The sequence below is a fragment of the Shewanella sp. 0m-8 genome, assembly GCF_052977265.1.
In genome coordinates, this window is the sequence record NZ_JBRIMB010000048.1 from 20,177 (window position 1) to 37,759 (window position 17,583).

Sequence of the window (17,583 nt, forward strand, 5' to 3'; positions counted from 1 at the left end):
TATTTGCTAAAGTAGCGCCACTTTTATTATGCATACCTCTATATTTTGAGTCTTATGAGCTCCTCTGTTCGCGCTACCCAAGCCTCCTATGTGGTGTTACCGGAAACAGTAACCGATAAACCCACAGTGTTTAGCTTCCTCATTAGTCAGTTTCCCACAATCGCCAAAGCCGTGTGGCAAGCACGTATTGTTGAGGGAAAAGTGCATTGGCGCGATGGCACGCCCATTACTCTAGATACGCCTTTTGCCCCTCGCGAACGGGTCTATTATTACCGTGAAGTAGAGTGCGAATCTATCATCCCCTTTAAAGAACAGGTTTTACTACAGACGAATGCGTTTATGCTGGTATTTAAGCCTCATTTTTTAGCGGTGAACCCGAGTGGTAACTTCGTTAATGAGTGTTTGGTTAACAGGTTGCGGATAAAGACCGGGAACCAAGAGATAGTGGCGGCTCATCGCCTAGATAGAGCGACAGCGGGCGTGATGCTGCTAAGCTTAAATAGCGATACTCGACATGACTACCATGAGTTATTTAAGCGTGGCGAGATCTGCAAAACTTATCAAGCGATAGCGCCCTTAAATGCTGAGGTTAACTCACTGATAACCCAAGGCGCATTAAGTCTTCCTATGGCATGGACGGTTAAAAACCGTTTGCAGAAAACGGTTCCAAGTTTTCTGATGTGCATTAGCGAAGGTGAGGCCAATAGTCACTCTACGATCCGCTTAATAGAAGTGCATAATGGTTTTGGCCTGTTTGAGCTTGAGCCTATCACCGGAAAAACCCACCAACTAAGGCTACATATGATGAGTCTCGGTATGCCACTTTTAAACGACAGACTTTACCCAGAATTACTCGATAAAGCGGCCGATGATTTCGCTACGCCGCTGAAGCTGATGGCGAAGCGCTTATGTTTTATCGATCCAATCACTCAAGAGCATATCGATATGAGCTGCGAAGGTTTTAACCTGCAAAATGAAGTACAAAGTCTATAGCTGTTTTACTAACTTATTGATTGGCAAGCTCTTGCTAGAACTTAGAACTTAGAACTTAGAACTTAGAACTTAGAACTTAGAACTTAGAACCTAGAACTTAGAACTTAGAACCTAGAACTTAGAACTTAGAACCTAGAACTTAGAACCTAGGACCTGCTAGCACTCAATTCCAGAGGCTAATCTAACAGCCATAAACAACCTAGATCACTCGCCTGCTCGTTTCGAGGACGCTTCGCGGCTAGAGCGGACTTCGTCCTGCTATACAGTCAAAAGGCGGCATAAATACCGACCTAAAAACAGGCATCGCTTTTATCTTCTCTTTCTTTTGCTTGTTGTCTTGGCTTTTCCGTCTTAGCTTTCTCGGCTTCTATCGGCCGTTAGGGCTTTGCTTTTGCCTAGGAACTAGGATCTCTAACCTGCTTTTCCTAAGACCTAGGTTCTAATGCCTCGGCGGTAAAAACTCGGTTTCACTCATGTCGGAATGTAATACGCCTATTTTGGTGGGGGCACCCGTTGCTGCAATCTCTACAATGCCAATACCACTATTATTAACTAAACGCTTGCTGCGCTCGCCATTGGGGCGTCTGCCTCGAATGGACATACGCTTGCGCTTAGTGAAAAAGTTAAGTGGCGAGAAGTGACCATATAGCCAGCCGTTAAATTTGTCGAAAACGGGGAGTAGCTTTTCTGGAAATTGATTCTTAAAGCCACTGCAGGTGATTTGGTAAATCTGTGGCCCACCATGACGAAAACGAATACGTACATCATAGCTAAACGAGTAATGCACATCGCCCGATAAGATGATGAACTGCTCAGGTGTTTTTCTGTGCTGAAAGATACTCAGTAAGGTATTGGCTGTGCCTGGGTGAGCCATCCAGTTTTCAGCATCAACCAGTAAAGACCCACCACAAAGCGTGGCGACTCGTTGTACTGTCTCAATCAGCTTTACGCCATACATAGGAGCTGGCGATACTATGATGACATTAGGTTGATTGACTAACTCCGCTTGAAACTCCATTAAGGCTTCCCAGTCCATTAGCCCTGATGGCTTACCTAGGTTCGACTCACTGCGCCAGCGTCGAGTACGGGTATCGAGCACTAACAGTTTAGGTGTGGTTTGTAGGCTGTAATGCCAACGTTCGAAGCTAAGTAATTTATCGATAAGGCTATCTTGGGACTCTGCATTGGGATGCTTAAAAAATCGATTTAACTCTGGAGTGATGTCGTTATCGAAACGCTTGGGCGCATTGCCAAGCCCTTGGAAAAGTGTGTAAGCAATCAGTGCATTACCTATTATTCGTTTTGAAAAAGCATGGTTGTATGCGGCGAGTTCCCATCTAGCTGTGAGGTTCCAGTCATCGGTGATATCGTGATCATCGAAAATCATATAAGTCGGCACATGTGCCATTAAGCGCCGAACTTGTTTTAAGCCTGCTTTAAACGCTAAAAGATGGGTCCACTCTCTCTGCCACCTTTGATTATTGACCTTGCTTAAGCCGATAACATCTTTTGGGATCTCAATGAGCTCCCAAAGCTCTGGTGACCAGTAGAGTAGGTAGAGCGCCATCAACTCATTGAGACTGACGAGGTGGTTTTCAGCGATTGATGAGGTAAAAATAGGATGGTTGATGTACCAACGAGCAATGAGCGTTTTAGCCTTGTATTGGGTTTTAGGTAATAAATGTGTATGACGACGATACATGGCGGCAGGCTGGTAACTAATATGGCTGGAGTCAGGCAGTGGAGCATCGACAAACTGTTCTTGCTGCAGATCAAGCAGCTTAATAACCTCGCCAATGGCATAGAGCATAGGCCCCGCAATATCATCAACATATACCTGATCTCCACTCATCATAAGTAATGCGGGGCGATCTGAAATCTCTTTACACTCTAGTAATTGGGTATCGGCGGCGACTAAGGCGTCACTGCTATGATGGTGTGCGTTACGGCATGAGCCGTGCATCAACTTATCGATTTGGGGCTTGATGGTAAACCGGCATGCTTCTTCTCCGGGATAGGTTAACCCATCAATCTGATGGAATAGTTCACCTATTTCGCTATCAAAAAGTCGATACTCAAGGGCGATATCTTTTGGTAATAGTCGGTCTTGAGACAGACGGAGCAGATATTGGTATGCGTGTTTCCCAAGTGGGATGCAGTGGACTTCACAGTCGTTTAACTCGCGGTCAAATTCGGCGCCAATTAACGTTAAACGTAACCTTGATAGAGGTTGTTTACTAACAAACCATAAAGTGAAGTGCTGCTCATCGCAATGGCGCAGCATTGGGCCAGCAATAATGAGCGGAAGAGAGTGTGCTGATGGCATTAAAACGCTCTGCAGTAAAAGTAAGCTTTCTCAAGAGTAAACCAGTGCTTAGCGGAAGAAAACCCCTTATGCTAGCTCGTCAATATGCTCGTTGATGTTTGAGTGCTTATGTATATTATTGCAGTGGCAAACTCTTTATTCCTGTGACTCCCGCCACAGATAACGCTCAAGACCAGCGGTGTAGCGCATTAAGCTGTGAGCGACTTGCCAGTTTAGCGAGTAAAAGCACGTTATCTTTTAAGGTTGGAATCGCAACTGCCTTTGAGCAGCCAGCCTGCGTAACGCAATGGCTGGCTTAACGATAAAAATCGATAAAACAATAAAAATAAAGAATGATCATCATGATGAATACGCGCTTTAAAAACTTACTCATACGCAATCTTGGTGCCACCGATCAGCTAGCTTTGCTGAGATTCGGAGCGTTGCTATTGAAGATCGGCTTGACCTTTTTTGCTGCCGATACCTTTGGCTTATCTCTTACTAGCCCAGTCTTATACTGGGGGATGAGTTTAGAAGCGCTCTATCTAGGTGTTACTTTTTGGCATCGAGGTTCAATTGCTCGTCTAGATAATGGCTTTTTCATCGTCTTGCTAATCGATACCCTGTTTTGGATCTCCTGGCTTTATTTTACAGGCGGGGCAACGAATGCATTTATCTCTTTGCTGCTATTACCCATTGCTATTGCCGCGGTTGTTTTACCCCAGTGGGCCCCCTGGGCTTTGGCACTTTTGTCGACCTTTGCCTATAGTTTGATGATTTTTTCAGTGCCCGAGAGTCAGATGAAACACCATGGTATGGATATGAGCTCTCATTACCTTGGTATGTGGTTTAACTTCTTGATCTCGGCATTGGTACTGACCACCAGTGTGGCCTATATTGCTCAGCGCATGCGAAAGCAGGAGGTTGAGCTAGGTTATATGCGCGAGGCACAATTACGCCAAGAGAGGTTACTGGCGCTGGGGACTGCTTCAGCGCAGATGGCGCACCAATTAGCGACGCCATTAGCGAGCTTACGTTTGCTGGTGGATGAAGCAGTGGAAGAGCAGAGTAGTGAGCCTGAAATATTGCAAGAGATGAACACCGCCATCGTGCGATGCGAGCAAACACTCAACTCGCTGCGAATGGCAACAGAGTCTATTCGAGAGCAGAGGCTGAGCTTGTTGACAGCCAATGAATTGTTAGCCACGCTGCAGCAGCAAGTATTGTTATTAATGCCTGAAATCACTTTAGAGCTGAAGTACCTCAAAACGCCAACAGATATCGCTGTTGATCAGGTTGTAATAAAAACCGATGCCAGCTTACTTCCAGCCCTACTGGCGTTGGTCGAAAATGCCAGCAGTGCAAGTTTGGCTCACATTGGTGAAGCCAAGGTTGTTGTGTCGGCGCTGATAGCGACAGAAAGTGACAGTTTATGTATTTCGGTTAAAGATTTTGGCGCGGGGATCCCCAAAGAGATGCAATTACAATTGGGGCGAAAGTTGATCGAAAGCGAAAGAGGGATGGGGATGGCATTGCTCCTGAGTAACGCAAGCTTTGAACGTTTGGGTGGACAGTTACTACTTGGCAGCGCAAAAGAGGGCGGCACGGTTGCTGAGGTTTGTTTTCCTATCAGCCCGAAAATGTTGACACAAGGAGCGGCATAATGACAAATAAGCTGCTTATTATTGAAGACGATACAGCCTTAGCCAGTGTATTAGCTCGACGCTTAACTAAGCAAGGATTCGAATGTCGCCAGAGTCACGATGCCAGCCAAGGTTTATTATTAGCGAGGCAGTTTCGTCCAACTCACGTGTTGTTAGATATGAAGCTAGAGCAGGAGAATGGGCTAAAGCTTATTTCACCCATCAGGCAACTATTACCGAATGTGGTGATGGTATTGCTAACCGGTTATGCCAGTATCGCCACTGCTGTAGAGGCTATTCGCCTCGGAGCCGATAATTACTTGGCTAAGCCTGTTGATACCCAAACTTTGCTAAATGCACTATCAGCCACAGCAGTCGAGAATGGGAGCGAGCCCTTAACTGAAGAGCCATTATCACCAAAACGCTTGGAGTGGGAACACATTCAGCAGGTGCTAAATGCCAATAACGGTAATGTGTCTGGTACAGCTCGTCAGCTGGGAATGCATCGACGCACTTTACAACGCAAGTTATTAAAAAAACCTACGGCGGATCATCGTGAGGTGTCATAGCGTAAAGCTTAGCGTTTTGTAATGGAAATCGATTTTGTTTGGCATAGTGATGGTTTAAATGGGAGAGTTTCGGTGTAATGTATTGATGTAGGGTTATACTGTACGCAGAGTGGCATCAATACAGAAAGTAGCAATTATCTATGAAAAACTCCCCCGCTTTTGCGACCGATACTTTTTTGCTCGACAATCCTAATGACTTAATTTCGTTAGATAAGTGGCAGAAAACGGTTAATTTACTTGCCAAGTTGTTCGATGCGCCAGCAGGCTTCTTAGTGCAGTACACCAAAGAAGGTTTCCAAGTCACAATCTCCAGTGAGCAGGAATCTAACCCCTACGCTTCGGGTGTGGTCATTGAGCCAGAAGTAAACATTTTTTGCCGCAAAATAGTCGAGACGGGTCAGGCATTATACGTCAACAATGCTGTGTTAGATCCTTGCTGGGATAGCAACCCTGAAGTCCATAATGATGGCTTTCGCTCTTATCTTGGCGTACCGGTGTTTTGGCCTTGTGGTACAACGTTTGGCACGTTCTGCGTGATGGATTATAAAGCGACTGACTATCAAAAAACTTACATTGAATTGATCGCTCAGCTTAAAGAACTTCTAGAGTCGGATCTTGCCTTAATTGGTAGCTATGCGCAGATGCAGCAATTGGCCATCACCGACTCACTATGCAACATCAACAATCGACGTGGTTTTAATATATTGGCGGAGCAACGTATTAAGCTTGCCAAACGCACCAATAGTTTGCTCTGTTTGCTCTATCTCGATATTGATCAATTTAAGGCCATTAACGATCAACATGGACACGGAGTCGGCGATGCTGTTCTACAAGAGGTTTCGCGGGTATTAAGCGATACGGTACGTGAAGCCGATGTCATTGGCCGCTTTGGTGGCGATGAGTTTGTCGCTCTGGTAGCGATAGAAAATGGCGTAGGATTAGACAAGCTGAAGCAACGCCTTATAGCTGCCTTTGAGCAATGCGATTACTCTGAAAAATTACCCAGGTTTACAGTCTCTATAGGTAGCTGTGTGGTAGATGAGTCTATCGATATTGAGCAACTGCTAGATGCCGCTGATCAGGATATGCTTAAACGTAAACAATGCCCTGCTGGATAAAATAAATCCTGAGTCACTCAGGCGATAAATGCTGTGGATATTCAGTTTGCCGTTAAAGGGAGCTTGTTAGCTTTGTTATGCAAAATGTTTGTTAAGGTTAGGAGTGCATTAACCCGGCAGCGGATACAGTTTGGCAAATGTTAGCGACTTTTGCCTTAAAAAGTCGATAACACTTCTCACTTTATGGCTGGGGTAATTCGTTTGTAAGTACACCAATTGCAGTGGCGTATTTACCGCCAGGTGTTCAGGAAAAAGTAAGACTAATTTTCCTTGATGCACTGCCTTAGCCACATCAAACCAGCTTTTGTAGGCTACCCCTTTTCCCGCTAAAGCCCAGTCTTGAATTACCGCGCCATCGTTACAGCTATTGCTTGCTTTTACTGCTACTTCGTACTCTTTTCCCTTATGACTAAATAGCCATTTATGCCAAGGTGTTATGCCGCGGGTAAGGATTAGTGTTTTGTGATTAATCAGCTCTTTGGGATGCGAAGGAACACCGAATTTTACCAGATATTCGGGAGATGCTACGGCGACTCGCGGCATCATCGCCAGTTGGCGCCGCATTAAGTTTGAGTTCTCTAGCTGACCATAACGCAAAGCTAAATGTACATTCTGGCTGATCAAATCAGCCATTTGATCGCTGAAATATAGGCTTAACCTTAGTTCTGGTGCTTGTTCACAAAACTCATCTAACCACTCTCTAACCAAGTTGCGACCAAGATCTGAGGGGAGGGCTATTTTTAGCTCACCTTTGAGTTCTCCACGATTATCGGCTAAGACTGCTGCTGCGCTATCGAGCAGCTGTATTGCTTCTCGGCCAGTTTCAATAAAAACATGGCCCTCTTCAGTGAGTGTCATCTGCCGTGTAGAGCGGGCAAATAGCAAACAATCCAACTTTTTTTCTAGACGTTGCAGCGCAGCACTGGCCGCTGCAGGTGTCATACCGAGTTCTCGCCCTGCGGCAGATACACTTTGTAAGTCGGCAATACGGATCGCAAGTTGTAGATCGTTGAGATGATACATATCAAATATTTTTTGAAAATGATTTTAATACTAGCCTAATTATCAAAATAAGTTAACGGGGATAGACTAAGAACATTGATGGGACGCTGGAGACGCACAATGGCAATTCGCTTTAATCATCTCAATATTGTGGCTGCTGAAAACAGCAAACTGCAACATTTGCTGGTGGACATCCTAGGGCTGAATGTTGGCTATCGACCGGGGTTTCCCTTCGGCGGGGCTTGGTTGTACCAAGGTGATAAAGCCTTGGTACACATTATCGAATCTAAGCGTGTACAGACTTGTGAATTTGGTCATATTGCTTTTGACGTGGATATGAATTTACCGGTGTTGACTCATCAACTGAACCAATTATCACTTAAATACAATGTGCGTCAGGTACCTGATAGTGCAGTGCTACAGGTTTTTATCAAGCTTGATAAACTCGTTATAGAGCTACAAGTTATTGATGAAAAATAGCAATAATTATTGGGTACATTTACGCATCATCAGGAGCTATTATGAGCCTTTTCACCCCTTACAATAAATCATCATTATCGCTGAATAATCGTATGGTTATGGCACCTATGACGCGCTCGAGAACAACCCAGCCGGGTAACACTCCGAATAAAATGATGGCCACTTACTATGCCCAAAGGGCATCAACGGGTTTAATCATTAGTGAGGCGACGCAGATCTCAGCTGATAGCCAAGGCTATTCGTTCACTCCTGGTGTTTACACGCAGCAGCAAATCAGCGGTTGGCAATTAGTCACAAGTGCTGTGCATCGAGCGGGAGGCAAAATCTTTAATCAGCTATGGCATGTGGGTCGAGTATCACACCCGGTGTTTCAACAGGGGGAAGCGCCAATCGCCCCCTCTGCCATCAAACCGACAGATACTCAGGTTTGGGTGGTCGATGAAGCGCATCCAGATGGTCAGATGGTGGATTGTCCGACGCCAAGGGAGATGGGGCAAACCGATATTGAGCGTGTTGTTGCTGATTTTGCTCAAGCGGCTACAAACTCGATTGATGCGGGTTTTGATGGGGTAGAGATCCACGGTGGTAATGGTTATTTAATTGATCAGTTCTTACGCACAAATTCCAACCATAGGAGCGATGCATATGGTGGTTCACCACTAAAGCGGGTTCAGTTTCTTTTAGATATTGTCAGCGCGGTCAGTGAAAAGATAGGCTCAGACAAAGTGGGAGTTCGCCTCGCACCGTTCGTTACCTTTAAAGATATGGCCTGTCCGGAAATCGTTGAGACGATTTTACTGGCGGCCCAAGAGCTGGGCAAAATGGGGATTGCTTATGTGCACCTTTCAGAAGCTGATTGGGATGATGCTCCGCAGATCCCTGAGCGTTTTCGCATCAAGCTAAGACAAGTGTTTAGTGGCACCATTATTGTGGCAGGGCGCTATGATGTAACGCGTGCCAGCGCGGTGATTGAAAAAGGTTATGCCGATCTTGTGGCCTTTGGTCGCTCATTTATAGCCAACCCAGACTTGCCTTATAGGTTGCAGCATCAACTACCCTTAGCGGAGTTTAACAAAGGCCCACTGTTTGGCGGTGGAGCAGAAGGTTATATCGATTACCCAGCCTATAGCGACTAGCTAGGTTTATCGGTTAATAACCAAAAGGACGCTTATGCGTCCTTTTGGTTCAGAGTGGCTGCAAATAACAACTGACTTTAGTGCCTAAGGTCGGAATACAGATGCCATTGGCGTCGGCCCATCTCCAGCACAATACCCGTTGCTAGGCCTGCTGCGGTATTGACCAGTAAGCAGAGCGCTGCAGTGGCTAAAATTACGAAAATACAGAAAGGCTTACCGTCGATAAAGCGCTTAGACCAAGCTAGCTGTGTGCCTGCTATCGCCAGCAAACTACCTAATATCGCCAATGGGATCAGCGACAAAATAGACGCAATCCCCTGGCCCCAAAAAGCGGCGATGAGTAAACACGTTGAGCCAAAAATAGTAGGGGCTAACCAGGTGCGGGCGCCAAAGTGGTATTGCACTGCAAGGCCGCCAGCGCCGTGGCACATGGCGCTGGCACCAAACGGAGCGAGTAATAAATTAGCCCAGCCTGAGCTAGTGGCAAAGCGTTCTGGTGCAAAATTATCTTTAGCATCTTCAGGGAATTTCTCTTTCGCCATCGCAGAGGTGGCAATCACAGCATTGGTTAAGGTCAGTGCCAGTTGTGGCAGCACAAGTAAGCCCGCAGCAGAGCTCCATTCATCGATGCTTGGCCAGCTTAACAGCCATGGCGAATATACTGAAAGGTTAAAGCTTGGCGCAGTGCCACTATTGAGCTGCCAGAGAATTCCCAGCACCAAGACTAGCGGCATCGCAAAGTAACGCATAGGTAAAAACTGGCTGGCAAATAACGCAGTAAAAGCGACAAAACCAATCAGCCAGGTTTGGCTCATCATCTGGCCGCCGAGCCAAATAAGTTGCAGGCCAATGGCTAATTGAATACCAATACTGATGGCGGGGGATAACTGTTTTGCCATCCAAGTTATTGCGCCACTGTAGGCTAGCACTAATAAAATGATCCCCATCAACATACCACTGGCTTGCAGCATACCTGGGGTGAGTCCTTGGGCAATCACTAATGCGGTGATCACTTTCATCGGTTGGATTGGAATTGGGCGGCGATAATAAAAAGCGGTAAATAGTGCAAATAAGCCAAAGCCCATAAAGATCCCTTGTGGGGAGAAATGGTTTAAGGCGATAAGGCCAAGCACTAACGGGAGAAAGGTACCTAAGTCGGCAAAGGCGCCGCTAAATTCCCCTGAATATTTGTTGAGGGTGTCAAAGGGTGTTGTCTTACATCTCATAAAGCTTGCCGTAGGAAATAGTCACTGGGACATCGCAAGATTAATGCCAAGAATTTAATGACAAATACGCCGTAAAAGCCGATTGAGTAAGCTATATTCCAACGCAATAGAGACAAGTTGGCACATGCCGCTCAATCTTATGGTCAATAGGTCTAATATTCATGAGTGTTTAATTACCTCTTTAGTGATATTTGGTAATAGGTTGGAGGCAAAAAAGCAGTGGTAGGGTGACCACTGCTTTTATCGGTTCACGGATTGCTGTGACATCGGATCTTTAAAGCTGATTATGCATATCGTTCAAAGCTTGATGGAGTAGATCATCATCGTTTGCTTGATCAACGCCTTGATGCTCAATAGCATCATCAAGAGTGGTTAAGTCGTTATGGTGTACATCATGCTTATCGTCATCAAGCAGTGGGTTGTCAAACGCATCGACTTGATTGGTATCGAGCATATCGGTATCAGGTTCATTGCTGGTGAGTACCTGCATTTCGGGCAAATCATTCATCGATGACGCAGCGCTTTGTGGCGCGAGATCGTGATGACTCATACCGACCATCTGTAGATAGTGATCGATAGGCTCTGACGCTTCGACTTGGGCGGCGGGGGCTTGCTGCTCTGCTGCTGGGGCTTGCTCTTGAGGGGGAGAGCTTAAATCGTCGCCAGTATGAGTGAGCGTATTATCTGCCTGTACTAAATCATCTGCCTGCACGAAATCATCAGCCTGCATTGGACCATCAATAACGACATTAATCACAGGATCGTCTTGAGGGGCATCATTGGCTACGGTCGCAGGTGATGCTGGGTGGCTAAAGGTCGGGGTGACCGTCATATCGAGCACTTCTGAGCCTAATGTCAGTTTTCCACTGTTGCCGGGCCCGTGGCTTAGTATGCTCACTTGAACATGCATCACCACATCATCATGGTGTGAACCTTGTAGCGCGACTTCGAACCTATCTTCATGTACGCCTACATTTTGCGCCGAGCCATGGGGCCCTGTATGGGTATTGGCGTGCTCTTGATAACTCAACTGCCCTGTTTTGGGGTTTATCGATAAGGTGCCCCATTGGCTGGTATAGGAGGTTTGATAGTGGCCATTAACCAATATTTTCCAACCTTGCTCGGCAACTGGAACTGGGGTTTGGGTTGGCAGTAACGTCGGTGCGCCCAAAGATGCGCCGATATGATGGCTGCCAGGTGGGGCTGTTACCACTATGGGTTCAGGCTTTGCTCCAGCGGCGATATTGAGTGCTGAATTAACGTTACCGTACTCATCAGTCATGATGGCTTTGACTATACTGCTTGGCGCCACTTCAAGGGCAATACCGTGGGCTAAACTGTTGGCATCGAGCACATGGTCGACACCATTAATATTAAGGTGTTCCCCTACTTGGGCATCAGCTGCGGCATGCACTGTGGCGGTAATTGTCCCTGTATGGCCTTGAGCAATTTCTGCTTTACTGTAGACATTATCGCTGCCAGGGCTTTCAAAGGTAATACTTGGCATACCCACTTGGGTATCGGTGGCATAGTGCAAGACTTGGCTGGCGCTAGCTGGATTACCTGCAGTATCTGTGGTGGTAACGCTTGCTGTGATTGATGCGTTGTTGGCTAGCTCTGCACCTGCGATATTAACGCTGAAGTGACCGCTATGATCAACCGTTGCGTTATAGCTATGTTGCCCGACAACTAAGTTAACGATATCACCTTGATGTGCATCACCACTGACTTGACCTGTCACGCTAATATCGGTACCACTCTCTTGTGCGTTGATAACATTATCGCTGGTGATGGGATCAAGCTGAATTGCTGAATTTGCCTGAGTATCAAGGGTAAAGGCTTGTGTGCCCGTCGTGGCGCTGCCGAGATTACCGGCGCTATCTGTGGTGATAACAGTGGCTTCAATAGAGTGAATGGGTTGCTGCCCCGTCGCATAAATACTGTGGATATTCGCTTTAATTAAAGTCTGTGCAGGAACGGCAATAGAGTAATGCCCTTGAGCATCGACGGAGCCTGTAAGTGAGCTAATTGTAGCGCCATTGATGCTTAAGCTAATAGCATCTCCGGTATTAAAGTCACCACTGACTTGGCCGCTGATATTAATACTTTGTCCTGACTCTGCGAGATTAATTATGTTGTCGGCGGTGACTGGATTTACGCTGATATGAGGGATTGGGTTTTGAGTATCAACCAGTAAATGGGTGGTTATTTCTGGTGTTACGTTACCGGCAACATCAACTGCGCCCACCTTAATGGGATAGTTTTTATCGGCGGCCATATGGCTTTGGTGCTCGGCTGCGTTGAGCGTTAGCTGCCAAGTTCCGTCTGCTTTCACGGTTGCAACATAAACACTATTATCATCTAACTTCACATAGACCTGATCGCCTGCGGCAATGTTAGCGCTTGTGCCTGTGATCACGAGAGGTTGATTATTCTCAACGGCATTGAGTGCATTATCTTTTGAGATTGGGTCAACAGTGACAGTGACTGGCGTGGTATCTAAGGTATAACTAAAGCTGGTGGCTGCCGAGGTATTTCCGGCAATATCAGTTTGCCTCACTTGCAGATTATTTTGGCCCTCAATAGGCGTGAACTGTGTCGTCCAGCTATGTCCGCCATCGATAGAGTATTCCAGTTTAGCGCCTGCTTCAGTGGTAATATTTAACTGGCCATCTTTAGTGATGAGATCGGCAGGTTGCCACGAATGGGCGCTGCTATCATGTTGTAATGCAACACTGGGCGCTGCGACTTGATTGTCTAAAGTAAAGGTGAACTGGGTGCTTGGCGATACATTACCCGCAGGGTCAGTTTGCCTCACGCTCACAGTATTGTGCCCTGACACTGGGGTAAAGCTTTGGCTCCATGTTTGACCGTTATCCATTGAATATTCGACGTTGGCACCTTGCTCTTGGCCTGTAATAGTCAATGAGCCATCGTTGCTTATATGATCACCAGCAATGCCCGAATCGTGAGTCAGGGATAAGGTTAATGCCGCAGCGGTTAAATCTGCTGTTGGCGCTGTCTCATGGGTTATTGATGAAACATTGCCTAAGTGATCGGTGATGCTTGCGGTAACGGTGGCACCAGGGGCAACTTCTACCTCGACTTTGCCAGCTAAAAATTCGGCTTTGGTAATTTGATGGCTGTTGCCGTTAATCGTGAGGATATCTGCGGGGTTGGTATCCGCAGGCAGAGCTACAGTCGCTGTGATAGTGCCTGGCGCTCCAACTGCCACCTCTTGAGCATTGTAAATCTGATCAGAGCCTGCTGTTTCAAAGCTGATGCTTGGCGCATTGGCATTTGTATCGACGCTGAAGCGATCAACTATACCTGCTGCACCTGATGGCGTTTGGTTGCCAGCATTGTCAGTTGCTTGAATATAGGCGACGTAAACACCATCAGGTAAGTTGCTTGCATCAACACTGTAGCCACCTTTGCCATCTAATGTGGCATGCAGGGTTTCAATGATTTGACTGCCTTGCTTCACTACAATATCAACTTGCGCCGTGTCTAAGCTGACACTGCCGCTGAATGTCGGTTGATGGTCTGCTTCAGTCTTCAAATTAACCTTCGCGATAGTGGGCGCGGTGTAATCGACTTCAATCGTTAGGCTTGATTGGCTTTGATTACCAGCCGCATCAGTTGCTGCGACACATATTGAATGTACGCCTTCAGCTAAGTGACTTGTCGTGAGCTGGTACGTCCCGCTAGCGTCGGCATTTCCTGTTGCGACAATGGTGCCATGCTCATCGGTAATGGTTACCGTTGAGTTGGCTTCTGCAATACCTGTAATAACGGGCGTGTGTTCATTGGTCAGGTTATCGTGATCTGATATGCCAGAATCGGAAGTTGCTGCTAAGTCTACATTCGGTGCAGCCGTACTGGTGTCCACTTTGATATCGAGTAGTGGCGAAACGACTGGTAACAAGGATGATGGTGCTAATGCTTTGGCAGATAAATTATGTGTGCCGTCATTCAGGCTTGAAAGGTTGGCAGTGTAATCACCGTTGGCATCAGATAGTGCATGGCCAACAGGGGTATTACCATCGTAAATAGTGACCTTAGAGAAAGGCACATCGGTAGTGCCGCAGATACTGGGCGTATTGTCATTGCTTAAGTTGTCAGTATTTGAAGCGCCACTGTCACTGGTCGTGGATAAATCAAGGCTCACCGCATTCGCTGGTGGGGTATTGCTGCCCGTTGGTAGACTCGGCGCGCTTGCCGTGATCAAGGGCGGGGTGGGGACTGTTGCCGTTACATGGGGCTGATTTCCGCTAGTGCTGGTGACTTGACCATTGGCATCGAAGGTCATGAACTTAGACGTTTCTGCGCCATGATTATCGGTTACTTTAACTTCAAAAACGTCTAAACCGTGGTAGGTATTAGTGGCACTGTTGTAGCTCATTCCAGTAATGGAAGCATTGGGGTTATAACTGTATGCTCCCGTCGTTGAGTCGACACTCAGATCGCCAAATTGACCATGAGCGCTAACCACTGAGAAGGTGTGCGTATCTTGAGTATCGACATCGGTTGCAGTTAATGTTCCTGTGGTTGGCGTAGTTTGCGCGACCGTGAGTTCAGGGGCATCATTGGTGCCTGTGATAGTCACGCTGATAATTTGTTTATCTCCGCCTTGGGTCAATACCTCATATTGCACCGTTTCGGTTTGCCCCTCTGCAAGATGTTGGATATTGGCATTGGGTACCGAGTAGGTCCAATCTCCTGCTTTGCCTATTGAGAGTGAACCACCAAATTGATCGCTTATAGCATGGACATTACGGCTAGAATGGAAATGATCCTGCCCTGCATCTGGATCTAACACATTGAGCACGCCTGTGGTGTATACGGTGTGCAGTGCATCCCCTTGTACATGGTGGTCTTCGGTAACCGAGCCTGACTTGTCACCTGTTATTATTGCTGCATCATTAATTGCAGCTAAGCTGATGTTAGCCGACGTGTGTGTCACGCCGCCGTGGGCATCTAAGACGTCATAATCGAAATGGACTTGGCCGTTGTAGTCTTTTTCAGGATGGAAAGTAAACGTACCGTTTGGGTTGGCTGTAATAGTACCGTGATCAGCAGTTAAATTAGCAATACTTAGCTGGCCTGCATCATTGTCATCAACGTCAGTGGCATTGGCAATAAGCTCGGCAGTGCTCAGTTGTATATCGGTATCTTCCGTTCCTTGGCTTAGCTGCACTTGCGCTGAAACAACGGGTGCATCATTGGTGCCATGGACTGTGACTGTAATATTCTGATGTGCGCTACCGTCAATAGATTCAACGGTAAAGGTTTTTTGGTAGCTTTCCCCCGACCCTAAATGCTGCAACTTGTCATTGTCTATGGTGTAAGCCCAGTTACCTCTGGCATTAATAAAGAAATGACCGCCCTCTGGGGTGGTAATATTCTGTGCAATAAAACCTGCTTGGTCATGGTCGGGATCGATAACATGTAAATTACCGCCGCTGTATATCTGATTGGTCGTATTTCCGAAGGAGGTGTGATCTTCGTAAACATGATTATCAATGCTGGAGTAGGGTGCCACTTCAATTCTTGCTTGATTATCTTCGCCAGTCACCTTCACCATAATGGTTAGCTTCTGACCGTCGTTGGTTTCTACTTCGTACGGTATCTCCATCGACTCGCCAGCATGCAAACTACTGATGAGATCGTCCGCATGGCGATTTCTAGCGCCTTCTAACCTAAATTGATAAGACCCATCGGGCCAAACATCAAGATGGCCCGGCGCATAACCTTGGCCTAAATATTTACCGCTAAAGACAAATTGAGTTTTATCACCGCTATCGGGATCCAGTAGCTGCAGGTTGCCTTTGTACGTTTTAAATTCACTATCGAGCGCTTGGTTTTCGGTGAGTTGAATTACATTAGATACAAGCGCTGCTTTGTCATCGGTTCCTTGAATCGTTAAATCTGCTGTTTGCTGGCTTTGGCCGCCATGACCATCATTGACAAGGTATGAAACGGCAATTTTAAGTGATTGACCACTAGCAAGGTGGTTATAGGCTGGGTTTGTCGCATCAATCATTAAGGTATGACCATCAGCAGCCAGTGATAGGCCGGATGGTAATTGTGTTGTGCTTGGAGCGCCATCGATAGAGTAAGTCAGTTGCTCGATATGAAGTGTATCGCCCTCAATATCTGTAGCGCCTGTAAGCAAGTCTAGATTATGACTTGCCCCTTCTTTGATGCTATCGGTTAATGGCGCAACATCTGGATTATCATTGATAGCGGTTAAAGTGGTAGATGCGCCTGTATGAGTCATTCCACCGTGAGCATCTTTTACGTCGTAATTGAAATGCACTTGGCCGTTATAATCTTTTTCAGGACTGAATGAAAAGCTGCCGTCTGTATTGATCGCAATAGATCCATGATCTGCATGCAGGTTGGTAATGGTGAGCAGTCCGACATCATTGTTATCGACATCGACAGTATTTTGTAGCAGTTGCGCAGCAGTGATGGTTTGGCGAGTATCTTCAGTGCCCGCATTAAGCAGCACTTCTGACGAGCAATAGGGACGATCATTACTGCCATGAATGGTAATGACGATATCGTGCGAAGTGCCATCTTTTGAGTGAACAGTAATCGTGTCGGTTAGGCTTTGGCCTTCGCCGAGCTGGTCAATCGCGGTGCCGCGAGTTGTGGGTCTCGCACCCATAGCGGCTCTATGCCCAGCATCAGCATGATAATGCCATGTGCCATCGGTGAGTAAGATTAAGTCTCCATAGGTGCCGTGGTAGTCGTAACCATTGCTGCCTTGGCGTTCAAATCCTGACTCGCCAACATCGGGGTCTGTTATGGTCAGCTTGCCATCAGCATAAAGTGTGGCATTGCCAAGTGTGGCTATTCCCGGTTGGGCATGGTCGGGTGACATATCGACACCCGCGGTATTTTCGGATATCGAGCCAGTATCAACGCCACCAATTTGCGCTTTATCGTCAGTGCCGTTAATGGTTACTGTGATTTTTTGCTCGGTGCCATCGACGCTGTGAACAATGAGAGTATCGGTTAATGACTCACCTGATTTGAGCCCTTGAATGACTGCTTGTGAGTTATCCGCGGTGTAAGTCCAGTGACCTAAGTTATTTATGGT

The 17,583-nt window shown here is 46.7% G+C and carries 10 protein-coding genes; 6 read left to right on the forward strand and 4 right to left on the reverse strand.

Annotated elements, in window-relative coordinates; all coding sequences use genetic code 11:
* The first annotated feature begins 54 nt into the window (after positions 1-54).
* Complete coding sequence (locus tag ACVBIO_RS17775) at positions 55-993, forward strand: pseudouridine synthase (RefSeq protein ID WP_447173127.1); 939 nt, start codon at positions 55-57, stop codon at positions 991-993.
* Positions 994-1,432: 439 nt separating this feature from the next.
* Here the strand turns inward: ACVBIO_RS17775 and ACVBIO_RS17780 are convergent, their stop codons facing one another.
* On the reverse strand, positions 1,433-3,319 hold the full coding sequence (locus tag ACVBIO_RS17780; protein WP_447162374.1) for an alkaline phosphatase D family protein: 1,887 nt from the start codon (positions 3,317-3,319) through the stop codon (positions 1,433-1,435).
* A gap of 341 nt (positions 3,320-3,660) precedes the next feature.
* Between ACVBIO_RS17780 and ACVBIO_RS17785 the strand changes: the two genes are divergently transcribed.
* From ACVBIO_RS17785 to ACVBIO_RS17795, 3 genes are all read left to right on the forward strand, one after another.
* A complete protein-coding gene (locus tag ACVBIO_RS17785) occupies positions 3,661-4,962 on the forward strand; it encodes a sensor histidine kinase (protein WP_447173128.1) in 1,302 nt (433 codons plus the stop codon).
* Positions 4,962-5,510, forward strand: a complete 549-nt coding sequence (locus tag ACVBIO_RS17790; RefSeq protein WP_447162376.1) for a response regulator transcription factor — start codon at positions 4,962-4,964, stop codon at positions 5,508-5,510. Before ACVBIO_RS17785 ends, ACVBIO_RS17790 begins: the two co-directional genes overlap by 1 nt.
* Positions 5,511-5,650: 140 nt before the next feature.
* Positions 5,651-6,628: a sensor domain-containing diguanylate cyclase gene (locus ACVBIO_RS17795; protein ID WP_447173129.1), complete on the forward strand. Its 978-nt coding sequence runs from the start codon at positions 5,651-5,653 to the stop codon at positions 6,626-6,628.
* A 108-nt stretch (positions 6,629-6,736) separates the two neighbouring features.
* On the opposite strand, the gene ACVBIO_RS17800 is transcribed toward ACVBIO_RS17795, so the two are convergent.
* Positions 6,737-7,651: a LysR family transcriptional regulator gene (locus ACVBIO_RS17800; protein ID WP_447162378.1), complete on the reverse strand. Its 915-nt coding sequence runs from the start codon at positions 7,649-7,651 to the stop codon at positions 6,737-6,739.
* A gap of 99 nt (positions 7,652-7,750) precedes the next feature.
* On the opposite strand from ACVBIO_RS17800, the gene ACVBIO_RS17805 reads away from it, so the two are divergent.
* Both ACVBIO_RS17805 and ACVBIO_RS17810 read left to right on the forward strand, forming a co-directional pair.
* A complete protein-coding gene (locus ACVBIO_RS17805; RefSeq protein WP_447173130.1) occupies positions 7,751-8,110 on the forward strand; it encodes a hypothetical protein in 360 nt (119 codons plus the stop codon).
* Between the two features lie 41 nt (positions 8,111-8,151).
* Positions 8,152-9,246, forward strand: coding sequence for an alkene reductase (locus ACVBIO_RS17810; protein ID WP_447162380.1), 1,095 nt, complete (start codon positions 8,152-8,154; stop codon positions 9,244-9,246).
* 77 nt (positions 9,247-9,323) lie between these two features.
* On the opposite strand, the gene ACVBIO_RS17815 is transcribed toward ACVBIO_RS17810, so the two are convergent.
* Both ACVBIO_RS17815 and ACVBIO_RS17820 read right to left on the reverse strand, forming a co-directional pair.
* Positions 9,324-10,472, reverse strand: a complete 1,149-nt coding sequence (locus ACVBIO_RS17815; protein ID WP_447162381.1) for a putative sulfate/molybdate transporter — start codon at positions 10,470-10,472, stop codon at positions 9,324-9,326.
* A gap of 274 nt (positions 10,473-10,746) precedes the next feature.
* Positions 10,747-17,583: VCBS domain-containing protein (locus tag ACVBIO_RS17820; protein WP_447173131.1), on the reverse strand; the 6,837-nt coding region annotated here is incomplete at its 5' end.

Coding starts and splice junctions, on each gene's coding strand:
- ACVBIO_RS17805 (WP_447173130.1), top strand. CDS start 7,751: ATGGCAATTCGCTTTAATCATCTCAATATTGTGGCTGCTGAAAACAGC.
- ACVBIO_RS17800 (WP_447162378.1), bottom strand. CDS start 7,651: ATGTATCATCTCAACGATCTACAACTTGCGATCCGTATTGCCGACTTA.
- ACVBIO_RS17795 (WP_447173129.1), top strand. CDS start 5,651: ATGAAAAACTCCCCCGCTTTTGCGACCGATACTTTTTTGCTCGACAAT.
- ACVBIO_RS17785 (WP_447173128.1), top strand. CDS start 3,661: ATGATGAATACGCGCTTTAAAAACTTACTCATACGCAATCTTGGTGCC.
- ACVBIO_RS17815 (WP_447162381.1), bottom strand. CDS start 10,472: ATGAGATGTAAGACAACACCCTTTGACACCCTCAACAAATATTCAGGG.
- ACVBIO_RS17790 (WP_447162376.1), top strand. CDS start 4,962: ATGACAAATAAGCTGCTTATTATTGAAGACGATACAGCCTTAGCCAGT.
- ACVBIO_RS17775 (WP_447173127.1), top strand. CDS start 55: ATGAGCTCCTCTGTTCGCGCTACCCAAGCCTCCTATGTGGTGTTACCG.
- ACVBIO_RS17810 (WP_447162380.1), top strand. CDS start 8,152: ATGAGCCTTTTCACCCCTTACAATAAATCATCATTATCGCTGAATAAT.
- ACVBIO_RS17780 (WP_447162374.1), bottom strand. CDS start 3,319: ATGCCATCAGCACACTCTCTTCCGCTCATTATTGCTGGCCCAATGCTG.